The sequence below is a fragment of the Mariniflexile soesokkakense genome (assembly GCF_039650365.1).
GTDB classification, from domain to species: Bacteria; Bacteroidota; Bacteroidia; order Flavobacteriales; family Flavobacteriaceae; genus Mariniflexile; species Mariniflexile soesokkakense.
Window position 1 is genome coordinate 44,060 of record NZ_JAZHYP010000004.1, and the last position, 17,744, is coordinate 61,803.

General features: G+C 33.4%; 15 protein-coding genes. 3 read left to right on the plus strand and 12 right to left on the minus strand.

The annotated features are described in order from the left end of the window. Window positions 1–9: 9 nt before the first annotated feature. The 6 genes from VP395_RS09840 to thrA form a co-directional block, all read right to left on the minus strand. The gene (locus tag VP395_RS09840) at window positions 10–303 is read right to left on the minus strand and encodes a hypothetical protein (protein ID WP_346241834.1); all 294 of its coding nucleotides are present in this window, start codon (window positions 301–303) and stop codon (window positions 10–12) included. Window positions 304–323: 20 nt separating this feature from the next. Next, entirely contained in the window at window positions 324–1,508 is a 1,185-nt protein-coding gene (locus tag VP395_RS09845; protein ID WP_346241835.1) for a TolC family protein, read from the minus strand. Between the two features lie 80 nt (window positions 1,509–1,588). Further along, window positions 1,589–2,023 (minus strand): hypothetical protein, encoded by a 435-nt coding sequence (locus VP395_RS09850; protein ID WP_346241836.1) that lies wholly within the window; start codon window positions 2,021–2,023, stop codon window positions 1,589–1,591. Window positions 2,024–2,338: 315 nt separating this feature from the next. Further along, window positions 2,339–3,631 carry a threonine synthase gene (thrC, locus tag VP395_RS09855; RefSeq protein WP_346241837.1) on the minus strand — a complete coding sequence of 431 codons (1,293 nt, stop codon included), beginning with the start codon at window positions 3,629–3,631 and terminating at the stop codon, window positions 2,339–2,341. Window positions 3,632–3,838: 207 nt separating this feature from the next. After that, complete coding sequence (locus VP395_RS09860) at window positions 3,839–4,765, minus strand: homoserine kinase (RefSeq protein WP_346241838.1); 927 nt, start codon at window positions 4,763–4,765, stop codon at window positions 3,839–3,841. 104 nt (window positions 4,766–4,869) lie between these two features. Beyond that, window positions 4,870–7,314, minus strand: a complete 2,445-nt coding sequence (gene thrA, locus VP395_RS09865; RefSeq protein WP_346241839.1) for a bifunctional aspartate kinase/homoserine dehydrogenase I — start codon at window positions 7,312–7,314, stop codon at window positions 4,870–4,872. Window positions 7,315–7,925: 611 nt separating this feature from the next. Between thrA and VP395_RS09870 the strand changes: the two genes are divergently transcribed. Both VP395_RS09870 and VP395_RS09875 read left to right on the plus strand, forming a co-directional pair. Further along, window positions 7,926–8,585: a T9SS type A sorting domain-containing protein gene (locus tag VP395_RS09870; protein WP_346241840.1), complete on the plus strand. Its 660-nt coding sequence runs from the start codon at window positions 7,926–7,928 to the stop codon at window positions 8,583–8,585. A 131-nt stretch (window positions 8,586–8,716) separates the two neighbouring features. Beyond that, window positions 8,717–10,270 carry an NAD(P)H-hydrate dehydratase gene (locus tag VP395_RS09875; protein WP_346241841.1) on the plus strand — a complete coding sequence of 518 codons (1,554 nt, stop codon included), beginning with the start codon at window positions 8,717–8,719 and terminating at the stop codon, window positions 10,268–10,270. A 74-nt stretch (window positions 10,271–10,344) separates the two neighbouring features. On the opposite strand, the gene VP395_RS09880 is transcribed toward VP395_RS09875, so the two are convergent. From VP395_RS09880 to VP395_RS09905, 6 genes are all read right to left on the minus strand, one after another. Continuing rightward, window positions 10,345–11,376, minus strand: coding sequence for a redoxin family protein (locus VP395_RS09880; RefSeq protein ID WP_346241842.1), 1,032 nt, complete (start codon window positions 11,374–11,376; stop codon window positions 10,345–10,347). Between the two features lie 111 nt (window positions 11,377–11,487). Continuing rightward, window positions 11,488–12,342, minus strand: a complete 855-nt coding sequence (locus VP395_RS09885; RefSeq protein ID WP_346241843.1) for a substrate-binding domain-containing protein — start codon at window positions 12,340–12,342, stop codon at window positions 11,488–11,490. A gap of 12 nt (window positions 12,343–12,354) precedes the next feature. Then, on the minus strand, window positions 12,355–13,224 hold the full coding sequence (locus VP395_RS09890; protein ID WP_346241844.1) for a nucleoside phosphorylase: 870 nt from the start codon (window positions 13,222–13,224) through the stop codon (window positions 12,355–12,357). Next, window positions 13,214–14,155, minus strand: a complete 942-nt coding sequence (locus VP395_RS09895; RefSeq protein WP_346241845.1) for a DUF1835 domain-containing protein — start codon at window positions 14,153–14,155, stop codon at window positions 13,214–13,216. The genes VP395_RS09890 and VP395_RS09895 overlap by 11 nt, the downstream gene beginning before the upstream one ends. 3 nt (window positions 14,156–14,158) lie before the next feature. After that, on the minus strand, window positions 14,159–14,488 hold the full coding sequence (locus VP395_RS09900) for a translation initiation factor (RefSeq protein ID WP_346241846.1): 330 nt from the start codon (window positions 14,486–14,488) through the stop codon (window positions 14,159–14,161). Window positions 14,489–14,566: 78 nt separating this feature from the next. Then, entirely contained in the window at window positions 14,567–15,517 is a 951-nt protein-coding gene (locus tag VP395_RS09905) for an isopenicillin N synthase family dioxygenase (RefSeq protein WP_346241847.1), read from the minus strand. 133 nt (window positions 15,518–15,650) lie between these two features. Here VP395_RS09905 and VP395_RS09910 point away from each other — a divergent pair, with 133 nt between their 5' ends. Next, complete coding sequence (locus VP395_RS09910) at window positions 15,651–17,654, plus strand: alpha-ketoacid dehydrogenase subunit alpha/beta (RefSeq protein ID WP_346241848.1); 2,004 nt, start codon at window positions 15,651–15,653, stop codon at window positions 17,652–17,654. Window positions 17,655–17,744 lie beyond the last annotated feature (90 nt).

Consider the following 17,744-nt stretch of genomic DNA (forward strand, 5'->3'; position numbering starts at 1 on the left):
TTTTATTTTTTAGTGGTCGTGGTGTTCAGAACCATTATCGTGTTTGTGTGTTTTCTCTTCGGATTTAATTGAATCCTTATCAACGGTAAATTCTTCTTGTTTTAAGTCTTCGTCTTCGTTCATATGACTACCATCAGCATTATGCTCATGTCCGTGGTCATCGTTTGTGTCTTCTTTTTTTGTCTCGCGACAACCTGTAATACTTATTGCAAGGGTTACGGTTAATGCCATTAGATATTTTGATACTGTTTTACTCACAATGAGTTTATTTGTTTTAAGGTGTTCGTGAATCTGTGATTTCATTGTTTTAGATTTTTAAATTGTTAAAGTTGATGTATTAATAATTGAGCTTGAAGCAGTTGTAATTCTTTTTCCATCTGCAGCATTTTGTCGGTGGCATCCTGATAAAACTGCACTTCCATATAATACTCCAAAAAGGAATATTCCCCTAAATTATAGGCTTTAAAAAGCAAATTTTCACTATTTAGGTTTTCTATGGTATTTTGGTATTCGGTGTATTTATCAAACAACAGTTGATATTGATTATATTCCTGTTGCAATTCAGCATACAATAGTTGTTTGGCTACCTGCGAACTGGATTGTTGGTACTCATAATCAGCCTGTGCTGCCTTTACTTTGTTTTTGCTATTCCATAACGGAATGGACAAACCTCCGTAAACACCAGAATAATTGTTGCCATTTATCCCTTGGTAATTATATCCTAAAGCAAGGTTGGGCAAAATTTTATTCTTTTCGAGTTTTACGTTTTGGAGTGCTGAAGCTTCATTGGCTTGCAACTCCAAAAGTTTGGGGTCTTTTGCCATTTTCTCGCTCCATAGTGTTTCAATGGTTTGCAGTTCAAAAGGAATTTCCAATTGAAGATTATCCAATTCAAGCGATTGCCCACCATTTAAGGTTTGCAACACCGTAATTTGGTTTTGGATTTCAGTTTGTAATTGTTCTACTATAAACTGTTCTTGAATCCAAGCTACTTTGGCTTTGTTGAGGTCTAAAATGCCAACTTGTTCTTTATTGAACAATTCTTGCATTTGCTCATACACCTGTTGACTTTGTTGCTTTCTATTGATTTCAATAGTCTTTTGCTTCTGAAGTATATAGAGGCTAATTAACCCTTGTTTTGCTTTTAAGAGTACTTCCTGTCGCTTTTTAGTAAATAGGGCTTGTAACTGTTCTGCTTTCAAGTTATTCCATTTGCTACGCGCTGCATACACCGTTGGAAATTCAAACGACTGCGAAATTTCAAACTCGGTATAATCGTTACTTTGGTGTTCGCCAAAGGGCAAATAATAACCCGAAAGCTGTGGATCTGGTAAATTGTTACCACCTTTATTTTGCAAGTTTTGCCCATCGATGTAAAATTGATAGGCTTTTAACTCGGTATTGTTCTGTTCTATTTGGTTAAGTATTTCAGCTACTGTTTTTGTTTGAGAATAAACTTTACCAACGAACAGGCATACGCCTATGGCGCATACTATTTTTATGTTCATAATGATTTTATTTTAGGTTTATCAAAATAGAATTACAGGGTGTTTTTTGTTTCTACTAACAAAAAACCCTGTATAACTGATTAACCTAAACTTGGCGGCCCCCGAAGTGAGCAATTGGGGAAATATGTGTTTTGAAGTTTATCTGGTGGATGATACCATCTTTCATTTGAGGTATCAACATTTATAAGTGCAAGATTTACGGTTTCAGGAAGTAGTGTTCTTACCGACTCTTTTTCTACGGTAATTTTCTTTACTGTTGATTCCTTAGATACCAACACATCTGTTGTTGTATGGGTATGCACGGGCATTTCTACAAACCAATCGAAAAAGCCTTTTTTAGAAGTATCTTTTTCGGGGGTTTCGTGATGATGTTCGTGATTGTGCGAATGTGCTACTTCATTATGCTGATGCTCTCCTTGATGCTGATGATGCCAATGTGGCACAACTTGGTGCATCAGTAACATACTGAAAATGCTCAAGAAAAATAGTGCCTTTATATTTTGGTGTTTTTGCATCAAAGACAAAAGTAAAGATTTTAATTTATTTTTTTAACACTTGTGCCGTTTATCATGCAAAAAAGCGTTGGCAGGAAACAGCTCTTTTAGTTTTTACTCAAGTCACTTTATTTTTTATTGATGTTCGTGAATCGCTTCGCTTATTTCAGTGTTGGATTTCGCGTTGGCAAAAACCAAATGTGCTGTTTGCGCGGCTAGATTCAGTATGAAACACAACTCTAAGATATACTCAGTTTCAATTGACTATATCGACTACTAAACGAAGTTATTTTTTTCTGATAAAGTCAAATACAGAATAGCGAAACCCAAAAAAAATTATCTCAATAAAAACTGCTTCAAATCCTCATAATTCGAAATAACTACCGATGCTTTTTCTTTCCCCATAACCGACTGAATTTGTTCTGGTAAAGGTTGTTCTTCTTTAATAACAGCTTCAACAACCTCTAAAAACTTAGTTGGATGTGCGGTTTCTAAAAAAACACAATGCGCATCAGGGTTTTCTTTTAAATAAGCTTTACAGCCTAAATAGCCAACGGCTCCGTGTGGATCGGCTACGTAGTTGTAATTATCAAATATTTCTAACATGGCAACCTTCGTTTCTTCATCTGAAAAACTAAAAGACGAAAGATTTTCTTTTAAACTACTAAAATTATTTTTGTAAATTTCTTGAATACGAATAAAGTTACTTGGCGCTCCAACATCCATCGCATTACTTATGGTTTGTATTGATGGTTTTGGTTCGTATAACTGCGATATTAAATAACGTGTTACTACATTATTCGCATTGTTTGACGCTACAAAATGGCTAATTGGTAAGCCTAATTTTTGTGCCATCATGCCAGCGCATATGTTTCCAAAATTACCACTTGGCACCGAAAATACGATGTCTTTGTGCTCTTTATGCAATTGTTTGTAAGCAAATATAAAATAAAACAGCTGTGGCAACCAACGCGCTACGTTTATAGAGTTTGCAGAGGTTAATTGCATGTTATTGGTAATACTTTCATCTAAAAAAGCAGTTTTCACCATATCTTGACAATCATCAAAAGTACCATTAACTTCCAGGGCTCTTATGTTTTGTCCAAGTGTAGTTAATTGCATTTCTTGAATATCACTTACTTTTCCGCTAGGGTAAAGGATTACAACATTTACGCCTTTAACACCTAAAAATCCATTAGCTACAGCGCCTCCTGTATCGCCAGATGTTGCCACTAAAACAGTAACCTCTCTGTTGTTATTTTGATTAAAATAACCTAAACAACGTGCCATAAAACGTGCGCCTACATCTTTAAATGCCATAGTTGGCCCATGAAACAACTCTAATGTAGAAATGTTATTGTTAAGTTTTACAACTGGAAAATCGAACGATAAAGTTTCTTCAACAATGGTTTTTAAAATGTCTTCAGGTATTTCTGGAGATACAAATTGTTTAATGGCTTCAAAAGCAATTTCTGAATATGATAAGTTATCAATATTATCAAAAAAAGCTTTTGGGAGAGGCGTTATAGTGTCAGGGAAATACAGCCCTTTATCTGGTGCAATACCTTTTATAACGGCATTTTTAAAAGTTGAATTTGGTGCTTTATGGTTTAGTGAGTAGTAATTCATTTTTGTTAAAATTGTCCGAAGACCAATGACGGAAGACGGAAGTTTTATATTTTCGTTTTGTTAATCAAAATTAGTTCTGTTATTTAATGTTTTTTTATGCAATCATGTTCATTAAATGAAATGCTTCATCATATAATTCTGTGAATTTTGTTTCAGTAATATACTTTCTTCTTTTTGCTTTAAATACTTCCTCATGGGTCTTCAATCTTAAAGAACCTTAACACCTTCGGTGTTAATTTTAGAGATATGAATATCGAAAGCGATTCCTGTTTTTGAATAAACAGACTTCATGCTACTTGCCACTTTTGTAGCAGATTCAATACCTTTACTTAAAGTAAATATTGAAGGCCCTGAACCTGAAATGCCTCCACCTAAAGCACCTACTTTTAACGCTTCGGTTTTCACTTCGTTATAATATGGAATTAACTTGCTTCTATAAGGTTCTACAATTACATCGTGCAACGATTTTTGAATCAAACTATAATCGCTTGTGTGTAATGCATGAATTAAACTTCCAAAATTAGCCCACTGCGTTATCGCATTGGTTAACGATACTTCTTTAGGAAGAATAGCTCTAGCTTCTGATGTTTTAACTTCAATTTGTGGATGAATGATGGTGGCATACAAATCGTCTGGTGAAGGAATTTCTAATATTTCTAAAGGCATCATGCTTTTAACTAAGGTAAAACCACCAAATAGGGCAGGAGCTAAATTATCGGCATGTTCACATTTACTGGCTAAAGCTTCTCCTTTTACAGCAAATGCTGTTAATTGAGTTTTGGTATATGGTCTTCCTAAAAGTTCGTTCATACCAAAAACACTGCCAACGGCACTGGCAGCACTACTTCCAATACCACTACCAGGTTTTATTTTTTTATTTATTTCAATTTCAAATCCGCAATCAGGTTTTAAAGCATTGTACATAGCTAATGCAGAAACACCGGCGACGTTTAATTCGGCTTCATAAGGTAAATCAAAATCCCCTTCGATTTTAGTGATGTAAATACCTCTTTTATCTGTTTTTCTGATCACCATTTCGTCGCCAACACTGTCTAAGCAAAACCCTAGTACATCAAAACCACAAGCTACATTGGCTACGGTTGCAGGCGAAAATATTTTTATTTCGTTATTCATTAATTTTTTTATATTCGTCATTACGAGAAACGCAGCAATTTAATTCTAATTAAGCAGTTTACTTCGTCATACCTCCTCGCAATGACGTTAAATTTTTAATCGATTTAATCATTACCAATTCTAATAATATCTGCAAACAAACCAGAAGCAGTTACATCGGCACCCGCACCAGCGCCTTTAATAATCATAGGTTGTTCGGGGTAGCGTTGTGTATAAAACATCACGATATTATCTTTTCCTTTTAGGTTGTAAAATGGGTGATCGTTTGGTATTTCTTGCAAACTAACACTTGCTTTACCGTCGTTAAATTGTGCCACATACTTTAATTGGCAATCTTTCGCTTTCGCGGAAGCGTACAACCCTTGATAATGTGCTTCATCTTTAATTAGGGTTTGGTAAAAATCGTCTACTGAATCACTTTTCATACCAGAATCTGATAAGAATGGCGTGTTTTCAATATTTTCTAAATTCATTTCAACACCACTTTCTCTGGCAAGAATTAATATTTTTCTAGCAACATCAACACCGCTTAAATCGATTCTTGGGTCTGGTTCTGTGTAACCTTCTGCTGCAGCTTGTTTCACGACATCGTAAAACTTAGTAGTATCATTAAAATTATTAAAAACAAAGTTTAAACTTCCTGATAATACGGCGTGAATAGACGTGATTTTATCACCCGAAGCTATTAAGTTGCTTAGCGTATCTATAATAGGCAAACCTGCACCCACATTGGTTTCGAATAAATAAGGCGCATTGTATTTTAATGATAAACGCTTCAATAACTTGTAGTTTTCGTAATCACTAGAACATGCAATTTTGTTGCACGCCACCACACCAATACTTTGGCGTAAATATTTTTCGTATAAACCTGCAACATCTTTATTTGCAGTTACATCTACGAAAATACTGTTACGAAGGTTTAGGGTTTTTGTATTCTCGAAAAAGCCATCTAAAGTTGCTTGCTCACCGTTTTCTAATTGTTCTTTCCAATTGGATAAATCAATACCTTCTTCACTAAAAATCATTTTTCTGGAATTAGATAATCCCGCAATGCGTAAGTTGATTTTTAAGTTTTCTTTTAGGTATTTACGCTGTTGCTTTATTTGCTCGACTAATTTTTCACCTACATTACCAACACCTGTAATAAAAATATTGAGTTGTTTGGTTTTGGTTTCGAAAAATTGCTCGTGTAAAGTATTCAAAGCTTTTTTAACATCACTTTGTAAAATAACAGCAGAAATATTTTTCTCTGAAGCGCCTTGTGCAATAGCTCTAATATTAATATTGTTTTTACCCAAAGAACTAAACATTTTACCACTAATACCTTGGTGGTTTTTCATGTTATCGCCCACTAAAGCTATAATTGATAAATCTTTTTCAACAATAATCGGATCAATTTTATGTAAAGCGATTTCGTTCTCAAAAGTGGCATCAATAGCTGTTTGAGCTAATTCTGCATCATTTTCATCTATACCTAAACAAATGGAATGCTCTGAAGAGGCTTGAGTAATCAAAATGACGTTTATTTTTTCTTGAGAAAGCGTTTCAAACAAGCGTTTTGAAAATCCTGGAATGCCAATCATACCACTTCCTTGAAGTGTTATTAAGGCAATGTTACCAATGTTGCTAATCCCTTTTACAGGAGAAGAAGACCTAGTTTCCTCATTAGAAATAACGGTTCCAGCAGCTTCTGGTTCTAAAGTGTTTTTAATATGAATAGGAATGTTCAAGTCCAAAACTGGTTGTACTGTTGGTGGATACAATACTTTAGCGCCAAAATGCGACAATTCCATAGCTTCTTGATACGATATTTTTTCGATAGGGTAGGCTTGTTTTACCAATTTCGGGTTGGTAGTAAACATACCGCTAACATCTGTCCAAATCTCTAACTGCTCAACTTTTAAAGCTGCTGCAACGATAGCCGCAGTAAAATCGGAACCACCACGTCCTAATGTGGTTTGTTCCCCTATTTTAGATTTTGCGATAAACCCAGGCAGTATCGTGATTTGTTGTAATGCCGTATTAAAATATGTCTGCAAGTTTTTGTTGGTAACAGTGTAATCTACTTCGGCTTTAGTGAAGTTGGAATTTGTAACTATTAATTCTTGAGAATTTTTGCAATCGGAAGATAACCCACGATTTTTCATGGTTTCAGCAATGATGTAAGACGACAATAGTTCTCCAAAACTCACCAATTTGTCAGATGTTTTTGGAGATAATTCATTTATTAAAAAGATACCATCTAACAGGCTTTTTAGTGCGTTTAGTTTTTCATCAATAAAAGCTATTATAGAGGAACTTTTATCAAAATTAAGTTCATTAATAATATTAAAATGAATGTCTTTTATTAAATTAAAAGTATCAATATAGGTTGTATCTTTATTTTGGGCTTGTTTGCCAGCTAAAAGCAATTTGTCTGTAATACCGCCAACTGCCGAAACTACACATACCACTCTATCTTTTTTAGCATAATTTTCTAAAATGCTAATAACGTTATTTATGTTTTTTGATGAACCTACAGAAGTTCCTCCAAATTTTAAAACTTTCATGTTTTTTTATTTATTGTTTTTATCGGTCACATATAACTCCATATAATTTTTTTAGGGGGGGCAAGACCTTATTACGGAAGCTTCATGAGTTTTAATGAATTGATGATTTATATAAAATATTAAAGATGCTGTGATTATAAAAATCACAAAGATAGGACGAAGAATATATAATTAGCAACCCCAAAGGGTTGTAATAATTGTAGTTGTTCCAAAAGTAAAAGCGTTCCTTTTTATTGAAAAAGGAAGCGTAATGCTAGTATTTTGGTTGGAATGATTCATTATATCTATAATAGAACCCAAAAATATCACATTTAACCTTATAAAAAAACTAAAATATCTTTTTTACGGTATTCTTATATTCAAACAGTTTTCATTTAAGAAAAATAACTATTTAAAAATAGAATTGAAAAATCTATAATAATAGTAAGTTGAAATTTTAAGATTATGTACCATTTGCTATTTACCGTAATTAACATGGTGCTAAAATTTTAGTTGTCTTCAAGCAATATTTATTAAATAATGTCGTTTAAATACATATTTATTCGTTTAAATGTATTTTTTATAGAATTTTTCATATATTTGCAATGTTAATTAATCTAAAATCCTTCAAAATGAAGCCCCAAACACTTTCAAAAGGAATTTCTACAATTTTATGTTTGTTTTTTGCAGTACTTACGCAAGCACAAATAACCTCAAAACCACCCCAAGAAAAATCTAATATTTCAAATGTTGAAACGCCAAATGTTATTGGTAGTGCAGGTTTAAATAATACAACCAACGAGATAGATATGACTGCAGAGATTTTAGATGATAAAGGAGCTGTTGTTACAGAAAAAGGTTTTGTTTATAGTACTTCTGAAAACCTTCCAACTGTTTTAGACAAGAAGATTGTTGTTGAAGGTAATGAAGAAATTTTTAGTAGTAAATTATCAGACATATTAATAAATACCATTTATTATGTAAGACCTTATGTTATAACGCTAAGAGGCGCATCTTATGGTAGTTTAAATAGAATTGATACCAGCACTCAATCTAATATTAATGTTAACTTAAAAGTGAGACTTAAAACCTATCCCAATCCATCAACAAATTATATTAGTCTTTCGGGTTTAATGGAAACTAAAAACTATATTATTTACAATATGACCGGAAAAGAATTGGTGAGAGGTAGCATATCTTACAACAACAAAATAGATGTTAGATTTTTAGATAATGGATTATACCTTTTAAAATTGGACGACTTTGAAATAATTAAGTTCATAAAGGAATAAATAGTTGTCATTTTAAATAATTAAATCCTTAGCTAAAAATCGGTTAAGGATTTTTCATTTTATAAAAGGACGGTTTGATTTAAAATATAAAAATGCGTAATATTAGTGCTACTTAGAAACACATTGAATACATGAAAATATTTTCAAAAGATCAAATTTACGAAGGTGATAAATTAACTGTTGCCCGAAAAAATATATCATCAACCGATTTAATGGAACATGCAGGTTCACAAATTTTTAAATGGATGCATGTGCGTTTGCAAGGTGCCCAGGTACCAATTCACATATTTTGTGGTATTGGTAATAACGGTGGCGATGGCTTAGTTTTGGCAAGACACTTAATATTAGATGGCTATAATGTTAAAACATATATTGTTAATTGTAGCGACAAACGTTCGAAAGATTTCTTGATTAACTATGATAGAATTAAAAATGTTACAAAGCATTGGCCAACCCTTTTAAGTTGTAAAGAGGATTTTCCTGAAATTAACGCTGAAGATATTATTGTTGATGCCATTTTTGGAATTGGATTAAACAGACCTGTTGATGAATGGGTTAAGGATTTATTTGTTCATTTTAAGAAAACAAAAGCATTTACTTTATCTATTGACATACCTTCAGGTTTAAGCACAGACAACGTGCCTAAAGATGAAAATGCCGTTGTTTGGGCTGGTTACACCTTAAGTTTTGTAACCCCAAAATTAGTGTTCTTTTTGCCTGACACCGGAAAATATACAGCACAGTGGGAAGTTTTGGATATTGGACTAGATGTCAATTTTTTATCTGAAACCGCTACAGCAGTAGAATTAATAGGGAAACACGAAGTACTTCCGTTATATAAGCCTAGAGAAAGATTTTCTCATAAAGGGCAATTTGGGCATGGCTTAATTATAGGAGGAAGTTATGGCAAAATTGGCTCAGTTATTTTAGCTAGTAGAGCTGCGTTATTCTCTGGAGCAGGTTTGGTTTCTGCTTATGTTCCAAAATGTGGGTATATGCCCTTACAGGTATCATTTCCTGAAGCGATGGTAATAACAGATATAGATGAAGAAATAATTACAAATATTAACTTTGATATAACACCCACTTCAATTGGCTTTGGAATAGGAGCAGGAACAAAGGACCAAACCATTGAAGCCTTTGAGAATTTTTTAAAGAAAAACAAAATACCACTTGTTATTGATGCCGATGGGATTAACATATTAGCACAAAAGAAGAGTTTATTAAAATTATTACCGGAACAAACCATATTAACTCCCCATCCTAAAGAATTAGAGCGATTAATTGGAACGTGGAAAGATGATTTTGATAAATTGGATAAGGTAAAATCGTTGTCAAAAAAACACAATATTATTGTTGTTATAAAAGGGGCTAATACCATAACTGTGTTTCAAGAGAAGTTGTATATAAACACTACTGGCAACCCTGGTTTGGCAACAGCGGGAAGCGGCGATGTCCTTACTGGAATTATTACAGGTTTAGTAGCCCAAGGATACAATCCATTAAACGCAAGTGTTTTTGGAGTGTATTTGCATGGAAAATCGGCAGATATTGGGGTAGAAGATTATGGTTATCAAAGTTTAATTGCTAGCCATGTCATAGATTATTTAGGTGAAGCTTATAAAGATTTATTTAAGCAGCCAGAACAACCTGAAGTTCAAGAGGAGGTTGATAGTAAAGAATAGTATTTTTATTTAATAGCCACCAATACACAAATATGACATTTGTGTATTGGTGGCTTTTTAATTTAACTACTTCTTTAAATATTTAATGAAGAAAATAATTCTGTTAAACTTGCATCAGATGGTCTGGGGGCATCGGGCGTTACTATATTACCATTCGGATCTATTAAAATAAATCTGGGAATCCCTTTAATTTTATAATCCAACACAAATTGAGACTGCCACCCATTTGGTGCCAATAACTGTACACCACTTAATTCTTTATCTGCTATCATCGCTTTCCAATCTTCACGGGCTTTATCCCAAGAACCACCGTGGCTTCTGTCATCATCAATAGATAAGCTAACAAATTGGATATTTTTACCATGGTACTTTTTGTCTAATTCTTTTAAAGCAGGGATTTCCGCTTTACAAGGCCCACACCAAGTTGCCCAAACATCTACATAAACATATTTTCCTTTTAAATCGGATAAAGAGGTTTTACCACCCTTATAATTTTCATAGTTTTCAAATATAGGCGAAGGTATTCCTTTTGCTAATTCTGTTTTTAAAGCCACTGATTCTGCTAAATATCCTTTGTAGTAATTCAGCATAGGGTCTATGTTTTTTGACAAACTATTGATTATAAACGTATCTATATCTTTATTAGCGTTGTAAAACTCGGTAAATTTGATTTTTATTTCACCAAATTTTGATTCTAACCCATCCATATCTAAATTACTCAATACATCTAAATCTAAAAGTTGTTCTTGCATTAAGTTGTTTTTTGCCAAAAAATTACTGTGTTCAGCACCAATTCCTGTGTATTTTATGGTTTCATCAAACTGTTTGGTATCTAAAGTGACATTAATATCGAAACCATTTTTTAGGAATATGTTTGAAGATTCGTTGCCATCATAAAAGTTATAGACACCCGTTTCTACTTTTAATGTATCGCTAAAAGTGCCATCGGTATTGACTTTAATAGTTTTTGAAAATGTTCTTGATCTTACTACAACAGAATCACTGCTTTTATCAATAATTTTGCCCGATAGTGTAACGTAATCTTTATGTTCTTGCTTACACGCTATTATGGCAATGGCAGCAGTTAATAAAAGTAATTTTTTCATGTATTTCATTTAGTTTTCAATTCCAAAAGTAAATATTTAATAATTTTCAAGAAGAAATTTTGTTAAACATTAACATTTAGCTACTTAAAATGATAGTATTAAATTTACTAATTATACTTTAGCAGTAAGCGTCCTATAATCAACTATTTCAGGAATGATATTTAATGAAAACAACTCATGTTGCGCATCTATAATAGTCTGTTTGTCAATAAGCTTTTGAGACCATTCTGTAACACTCAACCATTCTTGTACATCATCAATCTTTTGATTATATCTATCTGCAATGGTCTTATCAATACTTGGTATATTTTTAAACTCTGAAGTGGTTTTATTTATAATTCTTAAAATGGTTTTTAGGTCTTCTTTATTCGATTCAATAAAATCCTTTCCAACAGCAATTACAAAACAAGGCCAAGGAGAAGGGCAGTTGCCAATATGCCTAAAAGTACCATTGTCTACAAGAGGCTTTGTGGTAAATTTTTCCCATAAAAAATAATCAGCATTGCCATTTTGTAAATTTTCAATAGCGCCATCTAAACCACCAACAATTTTAAAATCCAAATCGTTTTTTAAATCCCAATCATTGTTCTTTGCATTTATATAAGCCATTAAATGCGACCCAGAACTATATCTACTAATAGCAGCTGTTTTTCCTCTTAAATCTTCAACGGTTTTGTATGCGGAGTCATTAGCAACATGAATACCCCAAATTAAAGGTGTTTGTATAAAAGTCTGAACAATTTTACTTGGGTTGCCATCAATAATATCTTTTATAATACCCTCTGTAAGAATGACGGCTATATCAATTTCCTTTTTTCTAAGAGCTTTACACATGTCTCCAGTGCCTCCTGGAAAATCATGCCAACACAAATTGATGCCTTCCGCTTTGTATTCACCTTTTTTCAAAGTTAAGTACCAAGCCAAATTAAAATGTTCTGGAACGCCACCAATGTTTACATGCTTCATGAAATGAATGGTTTATTCAAAAATTTTATTTAAAGTGTAAGTTATAAGATTTTCAATAGTTTTTAAAGGATTTTTACTAAAAGTTCCATTGGCTCTATTAGCCACTATGGCATTCAACGATAGTGCATGGTGTCCTAAAAGTTTTGAAAGTCCGTAAATGGCAGATGTTTCCATCTCTAGGTTTGTAATGCGAATACCTTTAAAATTAAAGCTGTCCATTTTGTTATTTAAATTAGCATCTTGAAGTGGCAGGCGCAATACTCGTCCTTGTGGGCCATAAAACCCACCAGCTGTTGCTGTCAAACCTTTAAAAATTTTATCACTTTCCAGTTTACTTTCTAACAACTTGCAATTACCAATAATAATGGGTCGTGATTTGTTAGAATGCCAATTACAATGCTTTATAAATGCATCTTCAATATCTGGATTACTAATGCTGCTTATTTGATATGCATGTAGCATGCCATTTAGATCTAAACAATGAGTGCTTAACAGAAAGGAATCAACAGGAATATCTTTTTGTAAAGATCCCGATGTACCAATTCTAATAATATTAAGGCTTGTAAACTCTTTTTTTGGTGTTTTTGTATTAAAGTCTATATTGAAAAGGGCATCCAATTCATTTAAAACAATATCAATATTATCGGGACCGATGCCTGTTGAGATAACTGAAATACGATTACCCTTAAAAGTGCCCGTATGTGTTTTAAACTCGCGCTTTTGAGTTTTGAATTCAATGCTATCAAAGTGTTTTGAAACTTGCTCAACTCTGTCTTGATCGCCTACAAAAACGATGGTTTTGGCAACATGTTCTGGTTTTAAATTTAAATGGTAAACACTGCCATCTGGGTTTAGTATAAGTTCCGAATTTTTAATTGGCATTATAAGCGGTTTTTATTAATTTGTTTTCTTTTTTATTGAATTGAAAATCAAATCTACTAACACCCCCATATATCATTTTGTTATTAATTTCTATAGCAAAATTATGTTGCCCAAGTAACGCTTCATGTCCCTTTCTGTTTAATTTTATAAGGTTTTTTTCTTCTGTAAAAAAGATGCTAAGTTTTTCTATAATCCTAGAAACTTGCAAATCGCCATAGCCGTAATAACCTTGATAGTTAAGCGCATAGCCAAGTAAGTGATGTTTAGATCTTATGGTTTTATCTTTAACTATTTCTAAGATATTGCGTTCCATAATATTTAGTCCGTCTTTAGTTTCGGGAAACCGTTCTAAATGTGCTTTTAAGCAATTACTTAAATATTTAAAAGATGATTTTTTAACAATAAATGGTTTTAGTAAATTATGGTCTTTACCACAATAAATACTCCACGTAGTAATAGCTATATCAATATCTTCTGGCGTAAGTTTAACTTTATCTCTATAATGTTTTAACAACTGACCCGCATTAAGTTCGGTTAAGCCTTTCAAATTTTTATTTCTATCAACTTTACCGCTGCAAATCAAATAGAGGGGGAGATTGATTTTTTGTTTTTGGATTAGGCTTATTATAGCTATCATGTTGATATGGCAAAACAAATCGTATTCAAACCAAAGAATTATTTCTGAATATTTTTCTGGAGTATTTAACTTATCTAGCTCCGATTTAATTTCAGGTATTACTAAATCAATGTCATAAAAATCACTAAAAAAGCTTTTTCTGAGTTTGGAAAATTCATCTGAATATACTTGTTCTACCGTCGGTCCTTCACAAAGCATTTCTTGCCAAGTAAGTATGGTTCCCTCAATAGTTAGGTCATTGAGGCGGTTGGTTAAAACAGAACCATTGGTGATATGAAGCGGGTGCTTGTCCATAAATTAACCGCCTACGCGTTTTACATTAAACCCTTTGTTTTTTAGTATCTTCATAATTTTATCACGATAATCGCCTTGAATAATAATTTTATCGTCTTTAAAACTCCCACCAACACTTAGCTGGGTTTTAATTTCTTTAGCTAAAATTTTAAAATCTTCGGTAGCCCCTGTGTAGCCTTCTAAAATAGTTATGGGTTTGCCTTTACGCTTTTCGTATTTACAAATAATAGGGTCGTCTTGCATCCATATTTTTGATACATTGTCAGAATCATCTATAGATTCTTCCTGTTTATGATCTGGGAACAGGTTTTTTAATTGGTCTTGTAAATCCATGTTATTGATTTATTTGTCTGTTCGAGCGCAGTCGAGAACTATAAAAACATCTCGACTGCGCTCGATGGGACAACGTCATTATTTTTTAATTAAACCAAGTTCTATTAAGCGTTCAGTTAAAAATTCGCCAGCTGTAATATCGTCAAAAGCTTTCGGATTGGTTTTATCTACACAACCTTCTAAAACATCTAGTTTCATATCGCTTATAGGGTGCATAAAAAATGGAATGGAATAGCGTGAAGTTCCCCAAAGTTCACGAGGCGGATTGATAACACGATGGATGGTAGATTTTAATTTATTGTTTGTGTGCCTAGATAGCATATCACCAACGTTAATCATTAGTTCATCTGGTTCTGCAATGGCATCAATCCATTCGCCTTTATGGTTTTGCACTTGTAGTCCACGACCTTGTGCCCCCATTAACAAAGTAATTAAATTAATGTCTCCGTGTGCAGCTGCACGAACAGCTTCTTTAGGTTCTTCAGTAATTGGTGGGTAATGTATTGGTCTTAAAATGGAGTTTCCGTTGTGTATATAATTATCAAAATAAGTCTCTTCCAATCCTAAGTGTAACGCCAAGGCACGCAAAACAAACTTTGCCGTTTTTTCAAGCATTTGATAAGCTTCTTTTCCAACTTTATTAAATTCTGGTAATTCTTCAACGATTACATTTTTAGGGTATTCCGCTTCTAGCTTTGGATTGTCTTCAACATACTGTCCAAAGTGCCAAAACTCTTTTAAATCGCCTTCTTTTTTGCCTTTGGCACTTTCTTTTCCAAATGAAACATATCCACGTTGACCGCCAATACCTGGAATTTCATACTTCTGCTTCGTTTCAACTGGTAAATTGAAAAAACGCTTTACTTCATTATATAATTTATTAACCAAATCATCATCTAAAAAATGACCTTTCAATGCTACAAAACCAATGTCTTCATAAGCTTTTCCAATAGCATCTACAAATTTTTGCTTTCTAACAGCATCTCCCGATGTAAAATCATTTAAATCTACACTTGGTATTATATTCATGAGAAATCTTTTTAATTTGTTCTATAACAAATGTACAAAAACATTGTAAAGATTTACGCAATACAATCCAGTTTACTTTACAATTGAATTCCTTATTTTATGGTATATTTGATTTTAATCAAATGCCCAATTTATGAGTGATGCATCAGCTTCAAATAATATAATATTCAATACAAATCATCTTGATACAAATACATTATTAGATTTATACAAAGCTATTTTAAAACCAAGGTTGATAGAGGAGAAGATGCTTGTTTTATTGCGCCAAGGTAAAATAAGTAAATGGTTTTCTGGTATTGGGCAAGAAGCTATTGCTGTTGGGGTTACAATGGCGTTGTTTAATGAAGAATACATACTCCCAATGCACAGAAATTTAGGAGTTTTCACATCACGAAATATTCCTTTGTACAGGTTGTTTGCCCAATGGCAGGGTAAAGCTTCGGGGTTTACAAAGGGAAGGGATAGGTCGTTTCATTTTGGTGCTCAGGAATTTAAAATTGTGGGCATGATTTCTCATTTAGGACCACAATTAGGTGTTGCCGATGGCATTGCATTGGCTTCAAAGCTAAAAAACACCTACCAAGTTACTGCGGTTTTTACAGGCGAAGGCGGCACGAGTGAAGGCGATTTTCATGAAGCTTTAAACATAGCGTCGGTATGGGAATTGCCCGTTTTGTTTTGCGTGGAGAACAATGGTTACGGGCTCTCAACACCCACAAATGAGCAGTATAATTGCCAGCACATAGCCGACAAAGGCATTGGTTACGGTATGGAATCACATATTATTGATGGAAATAATATTGTTGAAGTTTATACAAAAGTTAGGGATATTGCCATGAGTGTTCGCAATAATCACAGACCTGTTTTATTAGAATTTAAAACTTTTAGAATGCGTGGGCATGAGGAAGCAAGTGGTACTAAATACGTGCCTCAGGAATTAATGGATACTTGGGCGCAAAAAGATCCCGTATTAACTTTTGAAATGTTTTTAAAAGCGCAAGGTATTCTAACAGAAAACGAAGATGCATTAATAAAAGATACTTTTTTAAATGAAATTAACGAAGATCTAAACATCGCTTTCGCAGAAGAACCTATCATTCCAAATGAAACTATCGAGTTGAATGATGTTTATAAAAGTTTTGAATATCAAGAAATTGAAAATAATTCAGAATTAAAAGAAATACGATTTATTGATGCCATTTCTGAAAGTTTAAAACAAAGTATGGAGCGTTACCAAGACTTAATACTTATGGGTCAAGATATAGCTGAATACGGTGGTGCTTTTAAAATAACCGAAGGTTTTGTAGAGCAGTTTGGCAAAGAACGGGTTCGAAACACACCTATTTGCGAATCGGCAATTATTGAGACAGGTATGGGCTTATCTATTGCAGGCATGAAAAGCGTGGTTGAACTACAATTTGCAGATTTTGTTTCTTCTGGTTTCAATCCCATAGTAAATTATTTAGCAAAATCGCATTACCGTTGGGGGCAAAATGCCCATATGGTTTTAAGAATGCCTTGTGGAGGTGGTGTCGCGGCAGGACCGTTTCATTCTCAAACCAATGAAGCTTGGTTTACTAAAGTGCCGGGGTTAAAAGTAGTGTACCCTGCATTTCCCTATGACGCAAAAGGCCTATTGAACACTGCTATTAACGACCCAAACCCTGTGTTGTTTTTTGAACACAAGGGCTTGTATAGAAGCATTCGTCAAGAAGTGCCAACCGATTATTATACACTGCCTTTTGGAAAAGCATCACTCATTAAAGAAGGCAGTGCAGTTACCATTATAAGCTATGGAGCAGCGGTACATTGGGTTTTGGAAACGTTGGATAATAATACAGATATTCAAGCTGATGTTATCGATTTACGTACGCTTCAACCTTTGGATACTGAAACTATTTACACTTCAGTTAAAAAAACAGGAAAAGCCATTATTCTACATGAAGACACGTTGTTTGGTGGTATTGCAAGTGATATTTCAGCTTTAATAATGGAGCATTGTTTTGAATTTTTAGATGCTCCTGTAAAACGTGTAGGTAGTTTAGAAACTCCTATTCCTTTTGCTTCACAATTAGAAGCACAATATCTTCCTAAAAACAGATTTGAAACAGCTTTAAATGATTTAGTTAAATATTGACTAAATGACTGGTGTTAAGGCGTTTGTAATGAAAAAATGTCAGTTTTACTGAAAATTTTTCAGTTTTTACCAATTGGTATTTTATTTGTT

Bases quoted from the DNA above. Each gene is read 5' to 3' on its own strand.
- VP395_RS09840 (WP_346241834.1), bottom strand. From the start codon at position 303: ATGAAATCACAGATTCACGAACACCTTAAAACAAATAAACTCATTGTG.
- VP395_RS09845 (WP_346241835.1), bottom strand. From the start codon at position 1,508: ATGAACATAAAAATAGTATGCGCCATAGGCGTATGCCTGTTCGTTGGT.
- VP395_RS09850 (WP_346241836.1), bottom strand. From the start codon at position 2,023: ATGCAAAAACACCAAAATATAAAGGCACTATTTTTCTTGAGCATTTTC.
- thrC (WP_346241837.1), bottom strand. From the start codon at position 3,631: ATGAATTACTACTCACTAAACCATAAAGCACCAAATTCAACTTTTAAA.
- VP395_RS09860 (WP_346241838.1), bottom strand. From the start codon at position 4,765: ATGAATAACGAAATAAAAATATTTTCGCCTGCAACCGTAGCCAATGTA.
- thrA (WP_346241839.1), bottom strand. From the start codon at position 7,314: ATGAAAGTTTTAAAATTTGGAGGAACTTCTGTAGGTTCATCAAAAAAC.
- VP395_RS09870 (WP_346241840.1), top strand. From the start codon at position 7,926: ATGAAGCCCCAAACACTTTCAAAAGGAATTTCTACAATTTTATGTTTG.
- VP395_RS09875 (WP_346241841.1), top strand. From the start codon at position 8,717: ATGAAAATATTTTCAAAAGATCAAATTTACGAAGGTGATAAATTAACT.
- VP395_RS09880 (WP_346241842.1), bottom strand. From the start codon at position 11,376: ATGAAAAAATTACTTTTATTAACTGCTGCCATTGCCATAATAGCGTGT.
- VP395_RS09885 (WP_346241843.1), bottom strand. From the start codon at position 12,342: ATGAAGCATGTAAACATTGGTGGCGTTCCAGAACATTTTAATTTGGCT.
- VP395_RS09890 (WP_346241844.1), bottom strand. From the start codon at position 13,224: ATGCCAATTAAAAATTCGGAACTTATACTAAACCCAGATGGCAGTGTT.
- VP395_RS09895 (WP_346241845.1), bottom strand. From the start codon at position 14,155: ATGGACAAGCACCCGCTTCATATCACCAATGGTTCTGTTTTAACCAAC.
- VP395_RS09900 (WP_346241846.1), bottom strand. From the start codon at position 14,488: ATGGATTTACAAGACCAATTAAAAAACCTGTTCCCAGATCATAAACAG.
- VP395_RS09905 (WP_346241847.1), bottom strand. From the start codon at position 15,517: ATGAATATAATACCAAGTGTAGATTTAAATGATTTTACATCGGGAGAT.
- VP395_RS09910 (WP_346241848.1), top strand. From the start codon at position 15,651: ATGAGTGATGCATCAGCTTCAAATAATATAATATTCAATACAAATCAT.